Source organism: Streptomyces sp. NBC_01478 (genome assembly GCF_036227225.1).
Lineage (GTDB): Bacteria > Actinomycetota > Actinomycetes > Streptomycetales > Streptomycetaceae > Streptomyces.
This window is the reverse complement of the sequence record NZ_CP109444.1, coordinates 4983973-4999946: the sequence shown is the minus strand read 5'-3', so window position 1 is coordinate 4999946 and position 15974 is coordinate 4983973. Positions and strand designations below refer to the sequence as shown.

Below are 15974 nucleotides of genomic sequence, written 5' to 3'. Positions count from 1 at the left end.
TCAGGCCGCCTGCGAGGTGGTACGGCGCTTGCGGACCGCCCAGAAGACGCCGGTGCCCGCGACGACCGTGACGCCCACGCCGATCACACCCGCCAGGCCCCCGGAGAGACGGTCGTCCTCGACGTCGCGCACGCCGTAGTCGGCGAGCGGGGAGTCCGCGTTGGCGTGCTCCTCGGCCTTCCGGTCGATGCCCTGGTCGGCGGCGACCTTCTCCAGGCCGTCGGGGTTCGAGGAGGCGTAGAAGCTGACGAAACCGGCGAGGAGGAGGGACGCGACCAGGCCGGTGATCCACAGCTTGCGACGCGAGGTGCGCACCGGGGTCAACTGGGGCGCGGCGTCCACGAGTTCGCCGTTCACCCGCAGCTTGAGCCGCTGCTCCAGACCGCGCGCGCCGTGGACCAGATCCGGGCGTACGGCGATCACCGCGCCGACCGTCAGCGCGGTGATCGCGGCCTCGCCGACGCCGATGAGGACGTGCACGCCGATCATCGCGGTGGCGACCTTGCCGATCGAGACGTCGGTGGTGCCGCCGAGGGCGTAGAGGAGGGTGAAGACGAGGGCGGCGGCCGGGACGGAGAGCAGTGCCGCGGTGAAGGACGCGGCCGTGATCGAACGGCGGCTCCGCGGGAGGATCTTCACCAGGACGCGGAAGACGGCGTACGCCACGACCGTCGTCGTGATCGCCATGTCGGTGATGTTCACGCCGAGCGCGGTCAGCCCGCCGTCCGCGAACAGGATGCCCTGCATGAGGAGCACGACGGAGACGCAGAGGACGCCTGTGCAGGGGCCGACCAGGATCGCGGCCAGCGCCCCGCCCAGCAGATGGCCGCTGGTGCCGGCCGCGACCGGGAAGTTGAGCATCTGCACGGCGAAGATGAACGCGGCGACCAGGCCCGCGAGCGGTGCCGTGCGCTCGTCGAGCTCGCGGCGCGCACCGCGCAGGCTCACGGCGATGGCGCCGGCGGCGGCCACTCCGGTCGCGGCGGATACGGGGGCGTCGATGAATCCGTCAGGGACATGCACGGGATGATTTTAGATGGTTATTGCGACTGCTTTGCAAGAGCCAGACAGTCTCACGCCGACATGTGAGATCTGTCGCCCCGGAGGGCGCTCCCGAGAAAATGTGCGACATTTGGGTAGTGGAAGCGGATGCATAGCTTTCACACAGGTCACTCAGCGTAAGGGGCCGCCCGATGTCCGTAGTCGAACAGTACGCGCGAGCCCATATCGTCACCGACGAGGACGTGGACCGGCTGGATGCTGACGCGGTCCCCGTCGTCCTGCGGTACGACCCCGAATCCGATCCCCGAGCCGTCCGTATCGACCTGCCCGGACCGCATGAATGGACCTTCGACCGGGCGCTGCTGGAGCAGGGGCTGAGGGCCCCGGCCGGCAGCGGCGAGGTGCGGGTGTGGCCGTGCGGGCGGGTGCAGGCCGTGGTCGAGTTCCACTCCGAACAGGGCGTCTCCGTCGTCCAGTTCGAGACGAAGACGATCACGCGGTTCCTGCGGCGGACCTACATGGCCACCGAACCCGTCGGCACCTGAGCGTCAGCCTCCGAGGCTGCTGCCCAGCTTCAGCAGTGCCGCCACGATCGGGCCCGCCGTGTCGCCGCCGTGTCCGCCCGCCTGGACGACACCCGCGGCGACGAGGTCGCCCTTGTACGCGGTGAACCAGCCGTTGGGCTTCTTCTGGCCGTCGACCTCCGCCGAGCCGGTCTTCGCGCCGTAGTCCGGACCGAGCCCGGACATGGCCTGCGCCGCCGTGCCGTAGGCCGCCGTGTACTGCATGACCTCCTTCAGCTCGGACTGCGTCGTCGACGACATCGTGCGCGAGGCCTTCGCGATCGTGCGGTTGTCGACCGTCGGCGAGACCAGGTACGGCTGGTGGAAGCTGCCCGTGTCGACCGTGGCGGCCACCGACGCCATGTTCAGCGGGTTCATGCGGACCCCGCCCTGGCCGATCAGCGAGGCGCCCATCTGCGCGCCGCTCTGCACCGGGACCGAGCCGTCGAAGGTGGGGACGCCGATGGCCCAGTTGTTCATGCCGAGGCCGTAGACCTGCTGGGCCTCCGTCGTCAGGTCGCTGTTCGACAGCTTGGGCGCGAAGTTGATGAAGGCGTTGTTGCAGGACGCCCCGAAGGCCATCTTGAACGTGCCTTTCTTGATCTCCGAGTCGTCGTCGTTGTGGAAGGTCCAGCCCGCGAGCTTGTACGTCTTGGGGCAGGGGTGGGACGCGTCCGGGGTGATCAGGTTCTTCTCGAAGAGCATCGTCGACGTCACGATCTTCATCGTGGAACCGGGGGCCAGGGAGCCCTGGAAGGCCACGTTGAAGCCGTGCGAGGCGTTCGCGACGGCCAGGATCTCGCCGGTCGACGCGCGCGTCATCACGACCGAGGAGTTCTTCTGCTTACCGACCTGCGTCTCGGCCGCCGCCTGGAGCGTCGGGCTGAGCGTCGTCTTCACCTTGCCCGGTGTGCCCTTGCTCAGCTCGACGAGGGTCTTGTCGGACTCCTTGGACGTCTTGCCGCGGACCACCCGCAGCTCGATGCCAGCCTTGCCGCCCGCCTTCTTGCCGAACTTCTCCCGCAGCCCGTCCAACACCGGCCCCAGGGACGGGTACTTGGCCGTCGTCAGCTCGCCGCCGTCCCGGTCGTACGCCTTGATCGGCGGGGTGCCGGACTCGCCCGTCACCAGGGTGTCGCCGTCCGCGAGGTCCGGGTGGACGACGGAGGCGTGCCACTGGACGTACGGCTTGCCGTCCTTCGCGCTGCGCACGACGGTGAGTGAAGTGGCGTACGTCATGGCCTTGTTGATGCCCTTGTACGACACCGTGCACTTCACGGAGAAGGGGACCTTGGTGCCGGTGCGGGTGCCCTCGGTGACGGTGATGCCCTTCATGTGGGCGTTCTTCGTGTAGCCGGTGAGCAGGGCGGCGGCCGCAGTCGACTTGTCCGTCGTGGCGGCGGCCTGGGCGACCTTGCCCTGCTGCCAGTCGGCCAGGTACCGCTGAGCCGTCGTCTGCACCTCGGTCGCCGACAGCGGGCCCGTCTTGATGGCCTTGTGATCCGCGGTGGTCGCCGTGCGCGCCTCGGCGGACGCCCCGCCGTCGTACAGCGCGTAAGCCCCTACGCCCGCTCCGACGACGGCCACGGCGATCGCGCCCCCGACCACGGCGGGTCTTGCCTTCCGCCGCTCGGGTACGCGCCTTCTCTTGCCCCTGGTGCCCACAGTTCCCGATCCTCCGCGAATCCCTGATCCCTATTGGGCCCCCGTCGTCACTCGGCCCGTCCCAGCCCCACACACCCCAACGACGGGGCACACCTTAGAGTCCCGTCCTGTGCGGGTGAGTTCCCGTCCACGAGGGTGAGTTCAGCCACTCGCCGCCAGTACCGCGCGGACGATCGGGCCGGCGGCGTCGATGCCGTGGCCGCCGTCCTGGGTCATGGCCGCCGCCGCCACGTCGCCGCGGTAGCCGGTGAACCAACTGTTGGACTTGGCCTGCCCGTCCACCTCGGCGGACCCGGTCTTCGCGCCGATGTTCGCGCCGAGCCCGGACATGATCCCGGCCGCGGTGCCGCTGGTCGCCGTGCGGTACATCATCGCCCGCAGTTGGGCCGACGTACTCGCCGACAGGCCCTTCGCGGTGGCGAGTTGGCGGTCGTCGAGGCTCTGCGCGACGAGCACCGGCTGACGGAACGTGCCCGTCTTCGCGGTCGCCGTCACCGACGCCATGTTCAGCGGGCTCAACTGCACCTGGCCCTGGCCGATCAGGTTCGCCGCGGTGTCCGGGCCGCCGGACGCGGGGACCGAGCCGTCGAAGGACGGGATGCCGGTCTTCCAGTTGTCCCGGCCGAGCCCGAAGCGGTCCTCGGCCTCCTTGGTCAGGGAGTCCACCTTGACCGAGTCGGCGAACTTCACGAACGCCGTGTTGCAGGAGCGGGCGAAGCTGTCGGCGAGCGTCGCGCCCTCGTCGGGCTTCAGGCCTGCCAGGTTGTGGAAGGTCTGGCTCTGCCAGACCGCGTCGGGCGTGCACGGCGCCGGGCCGTTCATCGTCGTGATCCCGTTGTCGATGAGCGTGGCGGCGCTGATGATCTTCATCGTCGAGCCGGGCGCCAACTGCCCCAGGAATGCCGCGTTGAAGCCGTCGTTGCGGTTGTTGGCGATCGCCAGCACCTGCCCAGTGCTCGGCTGGAGGGCCACGATCGACGACTCCGAGTACTTCGTCACGGCCTTCTCGGCGGCGGCCTGCGCGCTCGCCCGGAGCGTCGTGCGCACCTTGCCGGCCTTGCCCTTCTCCAGGGTCAGCAGCGCGGTGTCGGCCGAGTCCGCTACGGCGTGCTTGATCGCCAGCTCGATGCCGGGCGTACCGCCCGCCTTGTCGCCGTACCGGGCGCGCAACTCGTCGAGGATCGGCCCCAGCGACGGGTACTTCTCCTTGGTCAGCACGTTCCCGTCCCGGTCCACGGCCTCGATCGCCGGACTCGCGGACTCCCCGGTGACGAAGGTGTCGCCGGTCTTCAACTCCGGGTGGATGACGGTTGGTTGCCAGTCGACCAGGGCCCGCCCGGTGGTCTTGCCGCGTACGACGGTCAGTTGGCTCCTGTAGCTGAGCGGCTTGGACCTCCCGTCGTATGACACCGTTGCCTTCACCGTGAACGGCACGGTGGCGCCGGTCGCCGTACCGGGCGTGATCTTCACCTTCGTGATGTGACCGGCCCCGCTGTAGGACTCCAGCACGGGGTCGGCGGCCGCGTCGTTGTTCGTGTACGACGCGGCGGTCACCGCCTCGCCGCTCTCCCAGGCCGCGAAGAACTTCTTCGTCGTCGCCTCGACCTCGCTGCTGCTGGGCGGCCCGGTCTTCTCGGCCGTGGACCCACCGACCCCGCCCACTCCGTCCGAACCCCCCAACGCGGACACGACGTTGAACGCTCCGTAGCCCGCCCCGCCCACCATCACGGCGAACACACTGCCGATGACGGTGACCTTTACCCCCTTGCGCATGGTGCCGTTCCCTCCCCGTTGTCAGTCCTTCGAACTGTAGGTGGCGTGGGGGAAAGCTGTGAGGGGTGTTGCCTTTTGTTGTCCTAACGGAGATCAGAGGTCTGAATCACACTGTGTGGCGGGCCGCATATGTGAACGCGGTTCGGCCTGTGCGATTCGGCCCGTGCGGTTCGGCCCGTGCGGTCAGCCGACGGCGGCCCAGTAGGAGTACTGGGCGACCTTGTTGGCCGAGGGGGTGACGGCGGCGGGGAGGGCGGTGAGCGCGGTGCCGTTGGTGGCGTGGCGGAAGAGGGCCGGGGTGGCGGCGAGGTTGATGTTGAGGAGGGTGGCGTTGAGGTCGGCGCCGCGGTAGACGGCGGGCATGGTGGCGGCGCTGAGGAGGAAGGCGACCCAGTGCAGGCCGGGGGCGAGGTCGGCGGAGATCGTCTCGGTGAAGGGGCCGGTGGAGGTGACACGGGCGTCGACGCCGACGGAGGCGAGGCGGGCGCCGGAGGAGTTGTAGAGGCCGACGAAGTTCTGACCGGCGACCGGTGAGACGCCTGCCGTGTTGATGCCCCAGAGGAGCTTGGTGGCGGTCACCGGGCGGGGCACGTACAGGGCCGCCAGATAGAGGGTCCCCGCGGCGCCCGCCTTGCCGCTGGAGACGCGGCCGGGGTCGTCGGTCCAGGCGATGAGGCCGTGTTCGCGGGGGTGGGGGATGCCGACGACGTGTTCGGGGACGTCGAGGGAGCCGCCGTTCGTGCCGTGGACCCGGATCCCCGGGGCTGCGGTGACCGGGGCGGCCGTGGTGCCGGTGCGCTCCTGGACGTCGAGGCCCCGCAGGACGTCGGTGTTGCCGCCGCCGTCGTGGAACCCGGCGCCGGCGGCGTGCAGGAGGGACGCGCCGCAGGAGACCGAGGTGCTGTCGGTGACCGAAAGCCCGTACTGGGGGCTGTTGTTGCCGCCGCCGTCGTCGTCGGTGCCGGGGTACACGGTGAGGCCGGTGATGACGACGGGGGCGGTCGCGCCGTCGACCTTGACGGCGGCGTAACCGCCGGAGGCCGAGGCGGCGCCGTCGCGGCGCAGGGTGCAACCGGTGAGGCTGATCGGGCCGTTGCCGGTGGAGGGGACGGCGAAGCCGTTGTGGGCGTTGCGGTCGGTCGTGCAGCCGATGAAGGCCGGGCCTCCGGAGCCCTGGCCGGTGCCGGTGCCGCCCAGGTTGTAGCCGTCGAGCGCGGACCACTCCGAACGGCAGCCGAGGAAGACCGAGTTGGCCGCACCCGCGATGTACCAGCCGTGCTTGCCGGCGCCGATCACCTCGCAGTCGGTCCACAGCGCGTCGGTCATGCTCGCGTTGATGCCGATGCCGCCCGGGTCCTTGACGTGCAGGCGGGTGGCGCGCCACGAGTACGGGGTGCCGGAGGAGTTGGAGGCCACGGTCAGGCCGTGCGAAGGGGCCGCGTGGACGCTGACGTCCGTCACGTAGACACCGTGGACGTATCCCTGCGCCTGGATGCCGTCGACGGTGGAGCCGGTGAGGTTCGAGCAGTCGATCGTGATCTTCTCGACGCGCTGTTCGTTGCTGACGGCGGAGTAGCCGCCGGTGGCCTTGTCGACGAGGAGGATCACCGCGGCACCGGTGAAGCCGGCCAGCGGCCTGAGGGTGGGCTTCTGCATCGTGTCGATGTGCGCCCCGTGGTCGCCGCGCAAGGTGACCTGCGGCGGGATCGTCAGCGGCGCCGACGTGGCGTACGTCCCCGGCGGGAGGTAGACGACGCCGCCCGGCGCGCAGGCGGTGAGGGCCGACTGGATCGCGGTGGTGTCGTCCGCGCTGCCGTTGCCCGCGGCGCCGTACGGGCTGTCCGTGACGTTGATCCAGCCGGTCGCTCCGGTCGCGGCGGCGGCGTCCGCCGCCGGGGCGACGGTGGCCACGGCGGCGAGGCCGCCGACGGTGCCGAGGCCGACGGCGGATCTGAGCACGGAGCGTCGTGAACCGTTCATGGTCATCCCCCAGGTTTCGTGCGCCGGGGCCCGATGCGGAGCCCGCCGCGGTGATCGTATCCACGGCACCGCGGGCTGTTCGGGCGACCGCTCTCCGACCCTCGCCGGCCGGCGGACCACCTGTGTGAACGTACGGCGAATGCTGAGAGCCGCTGGGCAACCAGTGCCGGGGGCCGGGGGTCGGGAACTGCGACCGGCCCCCAACTGGCCCACGGAGGTAGTGCGATGCTCTTTCGACTCGGCGGACACCGGGTGTTCCGCGTTGCGGTGGTGCTGATCCTGCTGCTGGTGCTCGCGGTCGTCGTACGGATCGCTCTGCACCAGGGGCCCGAACCGTACAAGGGGCCGCCGGCCACCGCCGTCATGGACGGCAAGATCGTCTACACCGCCGCACCGGGCCAGGCCAACCACGTGACCGTCACCGAGTCATGGGGCAGCAGCAAACTGATTCTCACGTACCTGATCAACGACGTGGTCCCGATCAAGGCCTCGAAGAAGCACTGCTCCCACCCCGACGCCGACGACCGCACCAAGGTCCTCTGCACGGTGGAGATCGACGAGATGGAGACCGACCCCTCCCTCAGGCTCTCGCTGCGGCTCGGCGACGGCGACGACACCGCCGTCGTCCACAACCGCACCTCCGGCTTCATCCTCGCCTACAACGAGATCTGGCTCGGCGCCGGCGACGACACCTGGACCGGCACCGAGCGCGAGGCCCAGAACGTCTACGGCGAGGACGGCGACGACACCCTCACGACCGGCAAGGGCAGCGCCTTCGGCGGCCGGGGCGACGACACCCTCTACGTCGACGCCTTCGGCCACGGCGGCGCCGGCGACGACGTCCTCCACGGCGACCGGGGCGAGCAGTTCCTGTACGGCGACGAGGGCGACGACCGGCTCTACGGCGGCTGGGGCGACGACCAGTTGTACGGCGGCCCCGGCACGGACGTACTGGTCGGCGGGCTCGGCAAGAACACCGTCAAGCAGGACGACTGACGGCCGGGCCGGGGGCCGCTCTTCAAACCCAGGTGTCCAGCCACATCCGCGACCGCCACTGGTCGATGGGGATGGCCGTGCCCGTGTACAGGGGCCAGAAGTAGATGAAGTTCCACGTGATCAGCAGGACCAGCACGCCCGCGCCCACCGCGCCGGTGACCCGGCGGGTGTCGCTGGAGCCCGGTGGGCCGATGACCGCGCCGATCAGCATCGCGACCGCGAGGCAGAGGAACGGGAGGAAGACGATGGAGTAGAAGAAGAAGATCGTGCGGTCCTGGTACAGGAACCAGGGCAGGTAGCCGGCCGCGACACCGCAGGCGATCGCGCCCGCGCGCCAGTCGCGGCGGAACGCCCAGCGCCACAGGACGTACAGCAGCGCGAAGCAGGCCGCCCACCACAGCATCGGGGTGCCGATGGCGAGGACCTCGCGGGCGCACTTCTCGCCCGCGCTCGCCGGGCAGCCGTCCGAGCCGGGGGAGGGGGACTCGTAGAAGTACGAGACCGGGCGGCCGTCGACGAGCCAGCTCCAGGGGTTGGACATGTACGTGTGCGGCGAGTGCAGGCCGATGTTGAACTCGTAGACCTCGTGCTCGTAGTGCCACAGGCTGCGCGCCCAGTCCGGCATGAAGTGGCTCCAGAAGCCGCCCTTGCCGTCGGTCGCCGCCCAGTTGCGGAAGTAGCCGCCGGTGCCGTTGGCGGGCGAGAGGATCCAGCCGATCCAGGAGGTCAGGTAGACGACGACGGGGACGAGGCCCATGGAGATGACGACGAGGAAGGAGTCGTAGCGCAGGGCGGCCACGTACGGCCTGCTCGCGCCCGCGACCTTGCGGGTGCCGAAGTCCCAGAACAGGGTCAGCAGGACGAAGGCGGCCGTGACGTAGAGGCCGTTCCACTTGGTGCCGATCGCGAGGCCGAGCAGCAGGCCGGCCGCCCAGCGCCAGGGGCGCAGGCCGAGGAAGAGCGTGTTGGCGATGTCGGCGTCGGGGCGGGCCCGGCCGTCGGAGTCGACGGGTAGGGCGGCCGCGAGTTTCGCCCGGGCCCTGTCCCTGTCCAGCAGCAGGCAGCCGAACGCGGCCACCACGAAGAACATCAGCACGCCGTCGAGCAGCGAGGTGCGGGCCATCACGAAGGCCAGGCCGTCGAGCGACATCATGACGCCCGCGACACAGCCCAGGAACGTGGAGCGGAACAGGCGGCGGCCGATGCGGCACAGCATCAGGATCGCCAGCGTGCCCAGCAGCGCCGTCATGAAGCGCCAGCCGAAGGGGTTGAAGCCGAAGATCAGCTCGCCGATGCCGATGACGTACTTGCCGACCGGCGGGTGCACGACGTAGGCCGCGTCCGTCGGGATGGGGATGTGACCGTTGTTCTGGAGGATGAGGTCGTTGGCGTTCTTGTCCCAGTTGACCTCGAAGCCGCGGTGGACCAGCGCCCACGCGTCCTTCGCGTAGTACGTCTCGTCGAATATCACCGCCTTCGGGCTGCCCAGGTGGTAGAAGCGCATGACGCCCGCCATGAGCGTGACCAGCAGCGGACCGCCCCAGCCCGACCAGCGGTTGATGCGGTCGACGAGCGCCGGCGAGAAGCCGAGCGCCGCCCACAGCCGCGGGCTGGGCTCCGCGTACGGCGGCACCAGCCGGTCGCGTACGTCGCTTCTGGGCCCCGCCGTGTAGCCGAATCGGCGCAGCCGCTGCTGCCACGACGGCCGCCGGTCTTGCGGGGCCTGCCCTTGCCGGATGTCCGTGGAGGACGCGGTACTGGTCACCGCGCCATCGTAGGGAACAGGTCTGTGTGAGTCCCGCCTCTCTCCCCTGAGAGGATGGAAACGTGACAGTTGCTCCCGGAACTCTGGTCCTTGCCGGCACCCCCATCGGCGACATCGCGGACGCCCCGCCGCGGCTCGCCGAGGAGTTGGCGGGTGCCGATGTGGTCGCCGCCGAGGACACCCGGCGGCTGCGGCGGCTCACCCAGGCGCTCGGGGTGCAGCCCAAGGGGCGGGTCGTGTCGTACTTCGAGGGCAACGAGGCGGCGCGGACACCGGAGTTGGTCGAGGCGCTGCTCGGCGGCTCGCGCGTGCTGCTCGTGACCGACGCGGGGATGCCGTCCGTGTCGGACCCGGGGTACCGGCTGGTCGCCGCCGCCGTGGAGCGGGACATCAAGGTCACCGCCGTACCGGGGCCGTCCGCCGTGCTCACCGCGCTCGCGCTGTCGGGGCTGCCGGTGGACCGGTTCTGTTTCGAGGGGTTCCTGCCGAGAAAGGCCGGCGAACGCCTGTCGAAGCTGCGCGAGGTGGCCGGCGAGCGGCGGACCCTCGTCTACTTCGAGGCCCCGCACCGGCTCGACGACACCCTCGCCGCGATGGCCGAGGTCTTCGGCGCCGAGCGGCGGGCCGCCGTCTGCCGGGAGCTGACGAAGACGTACGAGGAGATCAAGCGCGGCCCCGTCGGCGAGCTGGCCGAGTGGGCCGCGGAAGGCGTGCGCGGCGAGATCACCGTCGTGGTGGAAGGGGCGCCGGAGAAGACCGAGGAACTCGGCGCCGACGAGCTGGTACGGCGGGTGCGGGTGCGCGAGGAGGCGGGGGAGCGGCGTAAAGAGGCGATCGCCGCGGTGGCTGTCGAGGCAGGCGTTCCCAAGCGCGAGGTGTTCGATGCCGTGGTGGCGGCGAAGAGTGCGCAAAAACCGGCCTGACCTGCGGGAAAGGTTCCTCTGAGCGGGGAGCGTTTCCTATGAGCGCGCGCCCCATGGCGGGGCAAAGCGAGGTCGGCAAATGCAAAGGCCGGACCGGCTTGGAAGGGCGATTCGACAAGGAAAGTCCAAATCGACTCCAACAGTCGACAGGTCTGATGCGTTCGCCCTGCCGGAGGCGTCCACTGGATGAAGGGACGCACCCGTCCCTCGCCTCCAACGGGATTCCGGGGGGAATCCCCCAGCCGGGGGCGCCTAGGCCCTGTCGTCACATTCCCGTCTGCCCGGAGACGCCATGCACGCACTCTCGCCGCACCGGGCCCGGACCCGAGTACGTCCAGTACGCGGGTCCGGGCCCGGCACACCGAGAGCACGCACCTGACGCCTCCGGGCCCGCCCTCCGGGCGGACGACGGGAATGTGACGACAGGACCTGGTCCAGCGGAAAGCAAGCAGGAGCTGGCATGAGTGAGATCGCAGGGCAGACCGGCCTCCGTGGCCCCGCCACAGCCGTGGTGAACGAGTCGTACTCCTTCGCCTGCATGCGGTGCGGGCACGGCTGGGAGCAGTCGTACGAGATTGAGCACCACGTCGACACCGACGGCCACCAGTTCGTGATGTACGTGGCGGAGGGCCAGGTCGTGCCGTCGCCGCTCAGCCGCCCCGCGTGCCTCAACTGCGACGGGCATGTCGTGCGCATCATGCGCGCGGGCCAGGTCTCGTCGGTACGGGAGGCGGCGCAGCGCCAGTACCAGGCACCGCGGCCCCGGACGGCCTCCGCGGCGGCGGAGAACGGCACCGACGACGATGCCGCCGTGACCCCGCTGCCGGAGCCGAGGGACCACCACTGGCACCTCTCCGACCTTCTCCACCCCTTCCACCGCAAGGCGAGCTGACCGGCTCCGACGACCGGGCGGGCATGCCCCTTTCGTAGGATCGGGGCATGCCTTCCTCCAGCGGCAGCGAGAAGAACGCTGCACCGCCGCTCCCGGAGCCCCTGCGGGTGCCCGTCGCCGACTCCCACACCCACCTCGACATGCAGTCCGGCACGGTGGACGAGGCGCTCGCCAAGGCCGCGTCGGTCGGTGTCACGACCCTCGTGCAGGTCGGCTGCGACGTGAAGGGCTCCCGCTGGGCCGCCGAGACGGCCGCCCGGTACGACGCGGTCCACGCGACGGTCGCCCTGCACCCGAACGAAGCCCCGCGCATAGTCCACGGCGACCCCGACGGCTGGTCCCGGCAGGGCGCGCGGACACCCGGCGGGAACGCGGCCCTCGACGAGGCCCTCGCGGAGATCGACCGGCTGGCCGGCCTCCCCCAGGTCAAGGGCGTCGGCGAGACCGGCCTCGACTACTTCCGCACCGGACCCGAGGGCAAGGCCGCGCAGGAACTCTCCTTCCGCGCGCACATCGAGATCGCCAAGCGGCACGGCAAGGCCCTGGTCATCCACGACCGCGACGCCCACGCCGACGTCCTGCGCGTCCTCAAGGAGGAGGGCGCCCCCGAGCGGACCGTCTTCCACTGCTACTCCGGCGACGCCGAGATGGCCGAACTCTGCGCCGGCGCCGGGTACTTCATGTCCTTCGCCGGCACCGTCACCTTCAAGAACGCCCAGAACCTGCGGGACGCGCTGGCCGTGGCCCCCCTGGAGTTGGTCCTGGTCGAGACCGACGCCCCCTTCCTCACCCCCGCCCCGTACCGCGGACGGCCCAACGCCCCGTATCTCATTCCGGTCACGGTGCGGGCGATGGCGGCCGTCCGGGGCATCGACGAGGACGCGCTGGCGACGGCACTGGCGGCGAACACGGCCCGGGCCTTCGGGTATTGAGGCGTCGGGACCCCATCGAACACAACTCTGGGTAGCCGCGTCGCTTTGGAGAGTGACGGCCGCTCCGCTAGGTTCTGTTGGCCCGATCCGGACCCTTCTGGCCTTCTGGAGCGTGTCGGCGTGAGCAAATACGAGACCTACGAGACGTACGAGACCTACGAGACGTACGACCGCGGTGTGCGCGCCGATGTGTACACCGACGGGCACACCAACGGGCCCACTGACGGGCACACCGAGGTGTACGAGGACACGTACCGCCCCGCCTACGAGGCGCCGGAGCCCGTGTTCCCGCGTCAGACGGTGACGGCGGCGCCGGGCCGGGCGGACCGCAGACGAAGAGCCGAGCGCCCCGGCTCGACGGCGTCCACCATGCGGCGACTGGTGCCGCAGGCGCTGGTGGTCGCGTTCCTCGCCGGCGGCACCACCGCGTTCGTCGCCGAGGACAAGGCGATCGAGCTGAGCGTCGACGGCAAGCCGCGCACCCTGCACACCTTCGCCGACGACGTCACCGAACTCCTCGCCCAGCAGGGTGTGGAGGTCGGCGCGCACGACGTGGTGGCCCCCGGCCGCGACGCGCCGCTCGCCAGCGGCGACGAGGTCGCGGTGCGCTACGGCCGCCCCGTGCGGCTCACCATCGACGGGCAACGCCGTGAGGTGTGGACCACGGCCCGCACGGTCGACGGCGCCCTCGAACAGCTCGGGGTGCGGGCGGAGGGCGCGTACCTCTCGATCTCCCGCTCGCAGCCCATCGGCCGCGCCGGACTCGCCCTCGACGTGCGCACCGAACGCACCGTCACGATCATGGCCGACGGCCGCGCCCGCACGATCCGCACCAACGCGGCGACGGTCGGCGAGGCGGTCGGCGAGGCCGGCATCGGCCTGCACGGCGAGGACACCACCTCGGTCCCGCAGGACAGCTTCCCGCGCGACGGCCAGACGATCACGGTCCTGCGGGTCACCGGCACGCGGGAGGTCCGTGAGGAGGCGATCCCCTTCAAGGTCGAACGCACCGACGACCCCACCCTCTTCAAGGGCACCGAGGTCGTCGAACGGGCCGGCCGCCCGGGCCTGCGCCGGGTCACCTACGCCCTCCGCACGGTCAACGGCGTCAAGGAGAAGCCGCGCCGCATCGACGACGAACTCGTCCGCGAACCCAGCCCCCAACTGGTCAAGGTCGGCACCAAACCGATGCCCACGTCGGTACAGGGCGCCGACCACCTCAACTGGCACGGCCTGGCGACCTGCGAGTCCGGCGGCCGCCCCGGAGCCGTGGACCCCTCCGGCACCTACGGCGGCCTCTACCAGTTCGACACCCACACCTGGCACAGCCTCGGCGGCTCCGGCCGCCCCCAGGACGCGAGCGCGGAAGAACAGACCCTCCGAGCGAAGAGGCTGTACGTGCGACGGGGCGCGAGCCCGTGGCCGCACTGCGGGACTCGTCTACACGGTTGAGGTGTGCGCCCTGAAGGGGCGCGGGGAACTGCGCGACCAGCCACGACGAACCCGCAGGCGAATGACGGCCCAGCCCAGCGCAGCGGAACGGCCCCGTAACCTAGGAACGTGAGCAGCAACCCCGACGCCCTCCTGGGCCCCGCCGAAGTCCGTGAACTCGCGGCAGCCCTGGGCGTACGCCCCACCAAACAACGCGGCCAGAACTTCGTGATCGACGCGAACACGGTCCGCCGCATCGTCCGCACCGCGGACGTCCGCCCCGACGACGTGGTCGTGGAGGTGGGTCCCGGCCTGGGCTCACTCACCCTCGCCCTGCTCGAAGTGGCCGACCGCGTCACGGCCGTGGAGATCGACGACGTCCTCGCGAGCGCACTGCCCGCGACGGTCGCGGCCCGCATGCCGGAGCGGGCGGACCGCTTCACGCTGGTGCACTCGGACGCGATGCAGGTGACGGAACTGCCCGGCCCGCCCCCCACCGCACTGGTCGCCAACCTCCCGTACAACGTGGCCGTACCGGTCCTGCTGCACATGCTGGAGCACTTCCCGAGCATCGAGCGCACGCTGGTGATGGTCCAGGCGGAGGTCGCCGACCGGCTGGCCGCGCCGCCCGGTTCGAAGGTGTACGGCGTCCCGTCCGTGAAGGCGAACTGGTACGCCGAGGTCAAGCGGGCCGGTTCCATCGGCCGTACCGTCTTCTGGCCCGCCCCGAACGTCGACAGCGGACTCGTGTCGCTCACCCGCCGACCGGAACCCCTGAAGACCACCGCCGACCGCCGCGAGGTCTTCGCCGTGGTGGACGCGGCCTTCGCCCAGCGCCGCAAGACCCTGCGGGCGGCACTCGCGGGCTGGGCGGGGTCCGCCGCGGCGGCGGAGACGGCACTGGTGGCGGCCGGGGTGTCGCCCCAGGCACGCGGCGAGTCGCTGACGGTGGAGGAGTTCACACGGATCGCCGAGCACAAGGTCGAGCACAAGGCTGATCACGAGACTGAGCACAAGGCTGATCACAAGGAGTCCGAGTAAGTGAGCGTGACGGTCCGCGTCCCCGCCAAGGTCAACGTCCAGCTCGCGGTGGGTGCCGCGCGCGCGGACGGGTTTCACGACCTGGCCAACGTCTTCCTCGCGGTCGGCCTGTACGACGAGGTCACCGTGACCCCCGCCGACGAACTCCGCGTCACCTGCACGGGCCCGGACGCGGACCAAGTCCCCCTGGACCGTACGAACTTGGCGGCCCGGGCAGCCGTGGCGCTTGCCGAGCGGTACGGCCGTAGCCCCGCCGTGCACATCCACATCGCGAAGGACATCCCCGTCGCCGGCGGCATGGCGGGCGGCAGTGCGGACGGCGCGGGCGCGCTCGTGGCGTGCGACGCGTTGTGGGGGACCGGGGCCTCGCGGGCCGAACTGCTCGACATCTGCGCGGAGTTGGGCAGCGATGTGCCGTTCAGCCTGGTGGGCGGGGCGGCGCTCGGCATCGGGCGGGGGGAGAAGCTGACGGTCCTGGAGGCCGGGGGCACCTTCCACTGGGTGTTCGCGATGGCCGAGCGCGGGCTGTCCACCCCCGCCGTCTTCCGGGAGTTCGACCGGTTGGGGGAGGGCACCGACATCCCCGAGCCGATCGCCTCCCGGCCACTCCTCGACGCGCTCGCGAAGGGCGACCCGGACGCGCTCGCCGCCGCCGTCTCCAACGACCTTCAGCCGGCGGCACTTTCCCTCTTCCCGGAACTGGCCGACACCCTCGCCGCGGGCCGCACCGCGGGCGCGCTGGCCGCGCTGGTCTCCGGCTCGGGCCCGACGACCGCGTTCCTCGTCCGCGACGCCGGGTCGGCGGCGAAGGTGGCCGAGGCGCTCACGTCGTCCGGGACCTGCCGGACGGTCCGTACGACGACGGCCCCGGCGGCCGGCGCGACCGTGCTCGACCGACCTTCACGCGAGGTTCACGAATCACCCGCCTGACCTGCAAAAATACCCGTGTTCGGTGTTATCCAAAGCACATTGATTTAATGTTCGCCAATCAACCCCATGGTCCCTTTCGCG

General features: G+C 70.7%; 13 protein-coding genes. 8 read left to right on the top strand and 5 right to left on the bottom strand.

What is annotated here, in order from left to right:
- Positions 1–1023 (bottom strand): energy-coupling factor ABC transporter permease, encoded by a 1023-nt coding sequence (locus tag OG223_RS22370; protein ID WP_329251395.1) that lies wholly within the window; start codon positions 1021–1023, stop codon positions 1–3.
- A gap of 170 nt (positions 1024–1193) precedes the next feature.
- On the opposite strand from OG223_RS22370, the gene OG223_RS22365 reads away from it, so the two are divergent.
- Positions 1194–1547, top strand: a complete 354-nt coding sequence (locus tag OG223_RS22365) for an SsgA family sporulation/cell division regulator (protein ID WP_329251391.1) — start codon at positions 1194–1196, stop codon at positions 1545–1547.
- A gap of 3 nt (positions 1548–1550) precedes the next feature.
- Here OG223_RS22365 and OG223_RS22360 read toward each other — a convergent pair whose 3' ends face one another.
- The 3 genes from OG223_RS22360 to OG223_RS22350 form a co-directional block, all read right to left on the bottom strand.
- Entirely contained in the window at positions 1551–3230 is a 1680-nt protein-coding gene (locus OG223_RS22360) for a penicillin-binding transpeptidase domain-containing protein (protein ID WP_329251388.1), read from the bottom strand.
- Positions 3231–3371: 141 nt separating this feature from the next.
- The gene (locus tag OG223_RS22355) at positions 3372–5003 is read right to left on the bottom strand and encodes a penicillin-binding transpeptidase domain-containing protein (protein ID WP_329251385.1); all 1632 of its coding nucleotides are present in this window, start codon (positions 5001–5003) and stop codon (positions 3372–3374) included.
- Positions 5004–5186: 183 nt separating this feature from the next.
- Positions 5187–6983 carry a glycosyl hydrolase family 28-related protein gene (locus tag OG223_RS22350; RefSeq protein ID WP_329251382.1) on the bottom strand — a complete coding sequence of 599 codons (1797 nt, stop codon included), beginning with the start codon at positions 6981–6983 and terminating at the stop codon, positions 5187–5189.
- Between the two features lie 225 nt (positions 6984–7208).
- Between OG223_RS22350 and OG223_RS22345 the strand changes: the two genes are divergently transcribed.
- Entirely contained in the window at positions 7209–7979 is a 771-nt protein-coding gene (locus tag OG223_RS22345) for a calcium-binding protein (protein WP_329251379.1), read from the top strand.
- A gap of 22 nt (positions 7980–8001) precedes the next feature.
- On the opposite strand, the gene OG223_RS22340 is transcribed toward OG223_RS22345, so the two are convergent.
- Positions 8002–9744: a dolichyl-phosphate-mannose--protein mannosyltransferase gene (locus OG223_RS22340; protein WP_329251376.1), complete on the bottom strand. Its 1743-nt coding sequence runs from the start codon at positions 9742–9744 to the stop codon at positions 8002–8004.
- A 62-nt stretch (positions 9745–9806) separates the two neighbouring features.
- Here OG223_RS22340 and rsmI point away from each other — a divergent pair, with 62 nt between their 5' ends.
- The 6 genes from rsmI to OG223_RS22310 all read left to right on the top strand — a co-directional run bounded on the left by rsmI (position 9807) and on the right by OG223_RS22310 (position 15893).
- Positions 9807–10667 carry a 16S rRNA (cytidine(1402)-2'-O)-methyltransferase gene (gene rsmI, locus OG223_RS22335; protein ID WP_329251373.1) on the top strand — a complete coding sequence of 287 codons (861 nt, stop codon included), beginning with the start codon at positions 9807–9809 and terminating at the stop codon, positions 10665–10667.
- Positions 10668–11127: 460 nt separating this feature from the next.
- Positions 11128–11559 (top strand): hypothetical protein, encoded by a 432-nt coding sequence (locus tag OG223_RS22330; protein WP_329251370.1) that lies wholly within the window; start codon positions 11128–11130, stop codon positions 11557–11559.
- Positions 11560–11606: 47 nt separating this feature from the next.
- Positions 11607–12491 carry a TatD family hydrolase gene (locus tag OG223_RS22325; RefSeq protein WP_329251367.1) on the top strand — a complete coding sequence of 295 codons (885 nt, stop codon included), beginning with the start codon at positions 11607–11609 and terminating at the stop codon, positions 12489–12491.
- Between the two features lie 189 nt (positions 12492–12680).
- A complete protein-coding gene (locus tag OG223_RS22320; RefSeq protein ID WP_443073847.1) occupies positions 12681–13943 on the top strand; it encodes a ubiquitin-like domain-containing protein in 1263 nt (420 codons plus the stop codon).
- Between the two features lie 108 nt (positions 13944–14051).
- Positions 14052–14963, top strand: a complete 912-nt coding sequence (rsmA, locus tag OG223_RS22315; RefSeq protein ID WP_329251362.1) for a 16S rRNA (adenine(1518)-N(6)/adenine(1519)-N(6))-dimethyltransferase RsmA — start codon at positions 14052–14054, stop codon at positions 14961–14963.
- Positions 14964–15893 (top strand): 4-(cytidine 5'-diphospho)-2-C-methyl-D-erythritol kinase, encoded by a 930-nt coding sequence (locus OG223_RS22310; protein WP_329251359.1) that lies wholly within the window; start codon positions 14964–14966, stop codon positions 15891–15893.
- Positions 15894–15974: the final 81 nt, after the last annotated feature.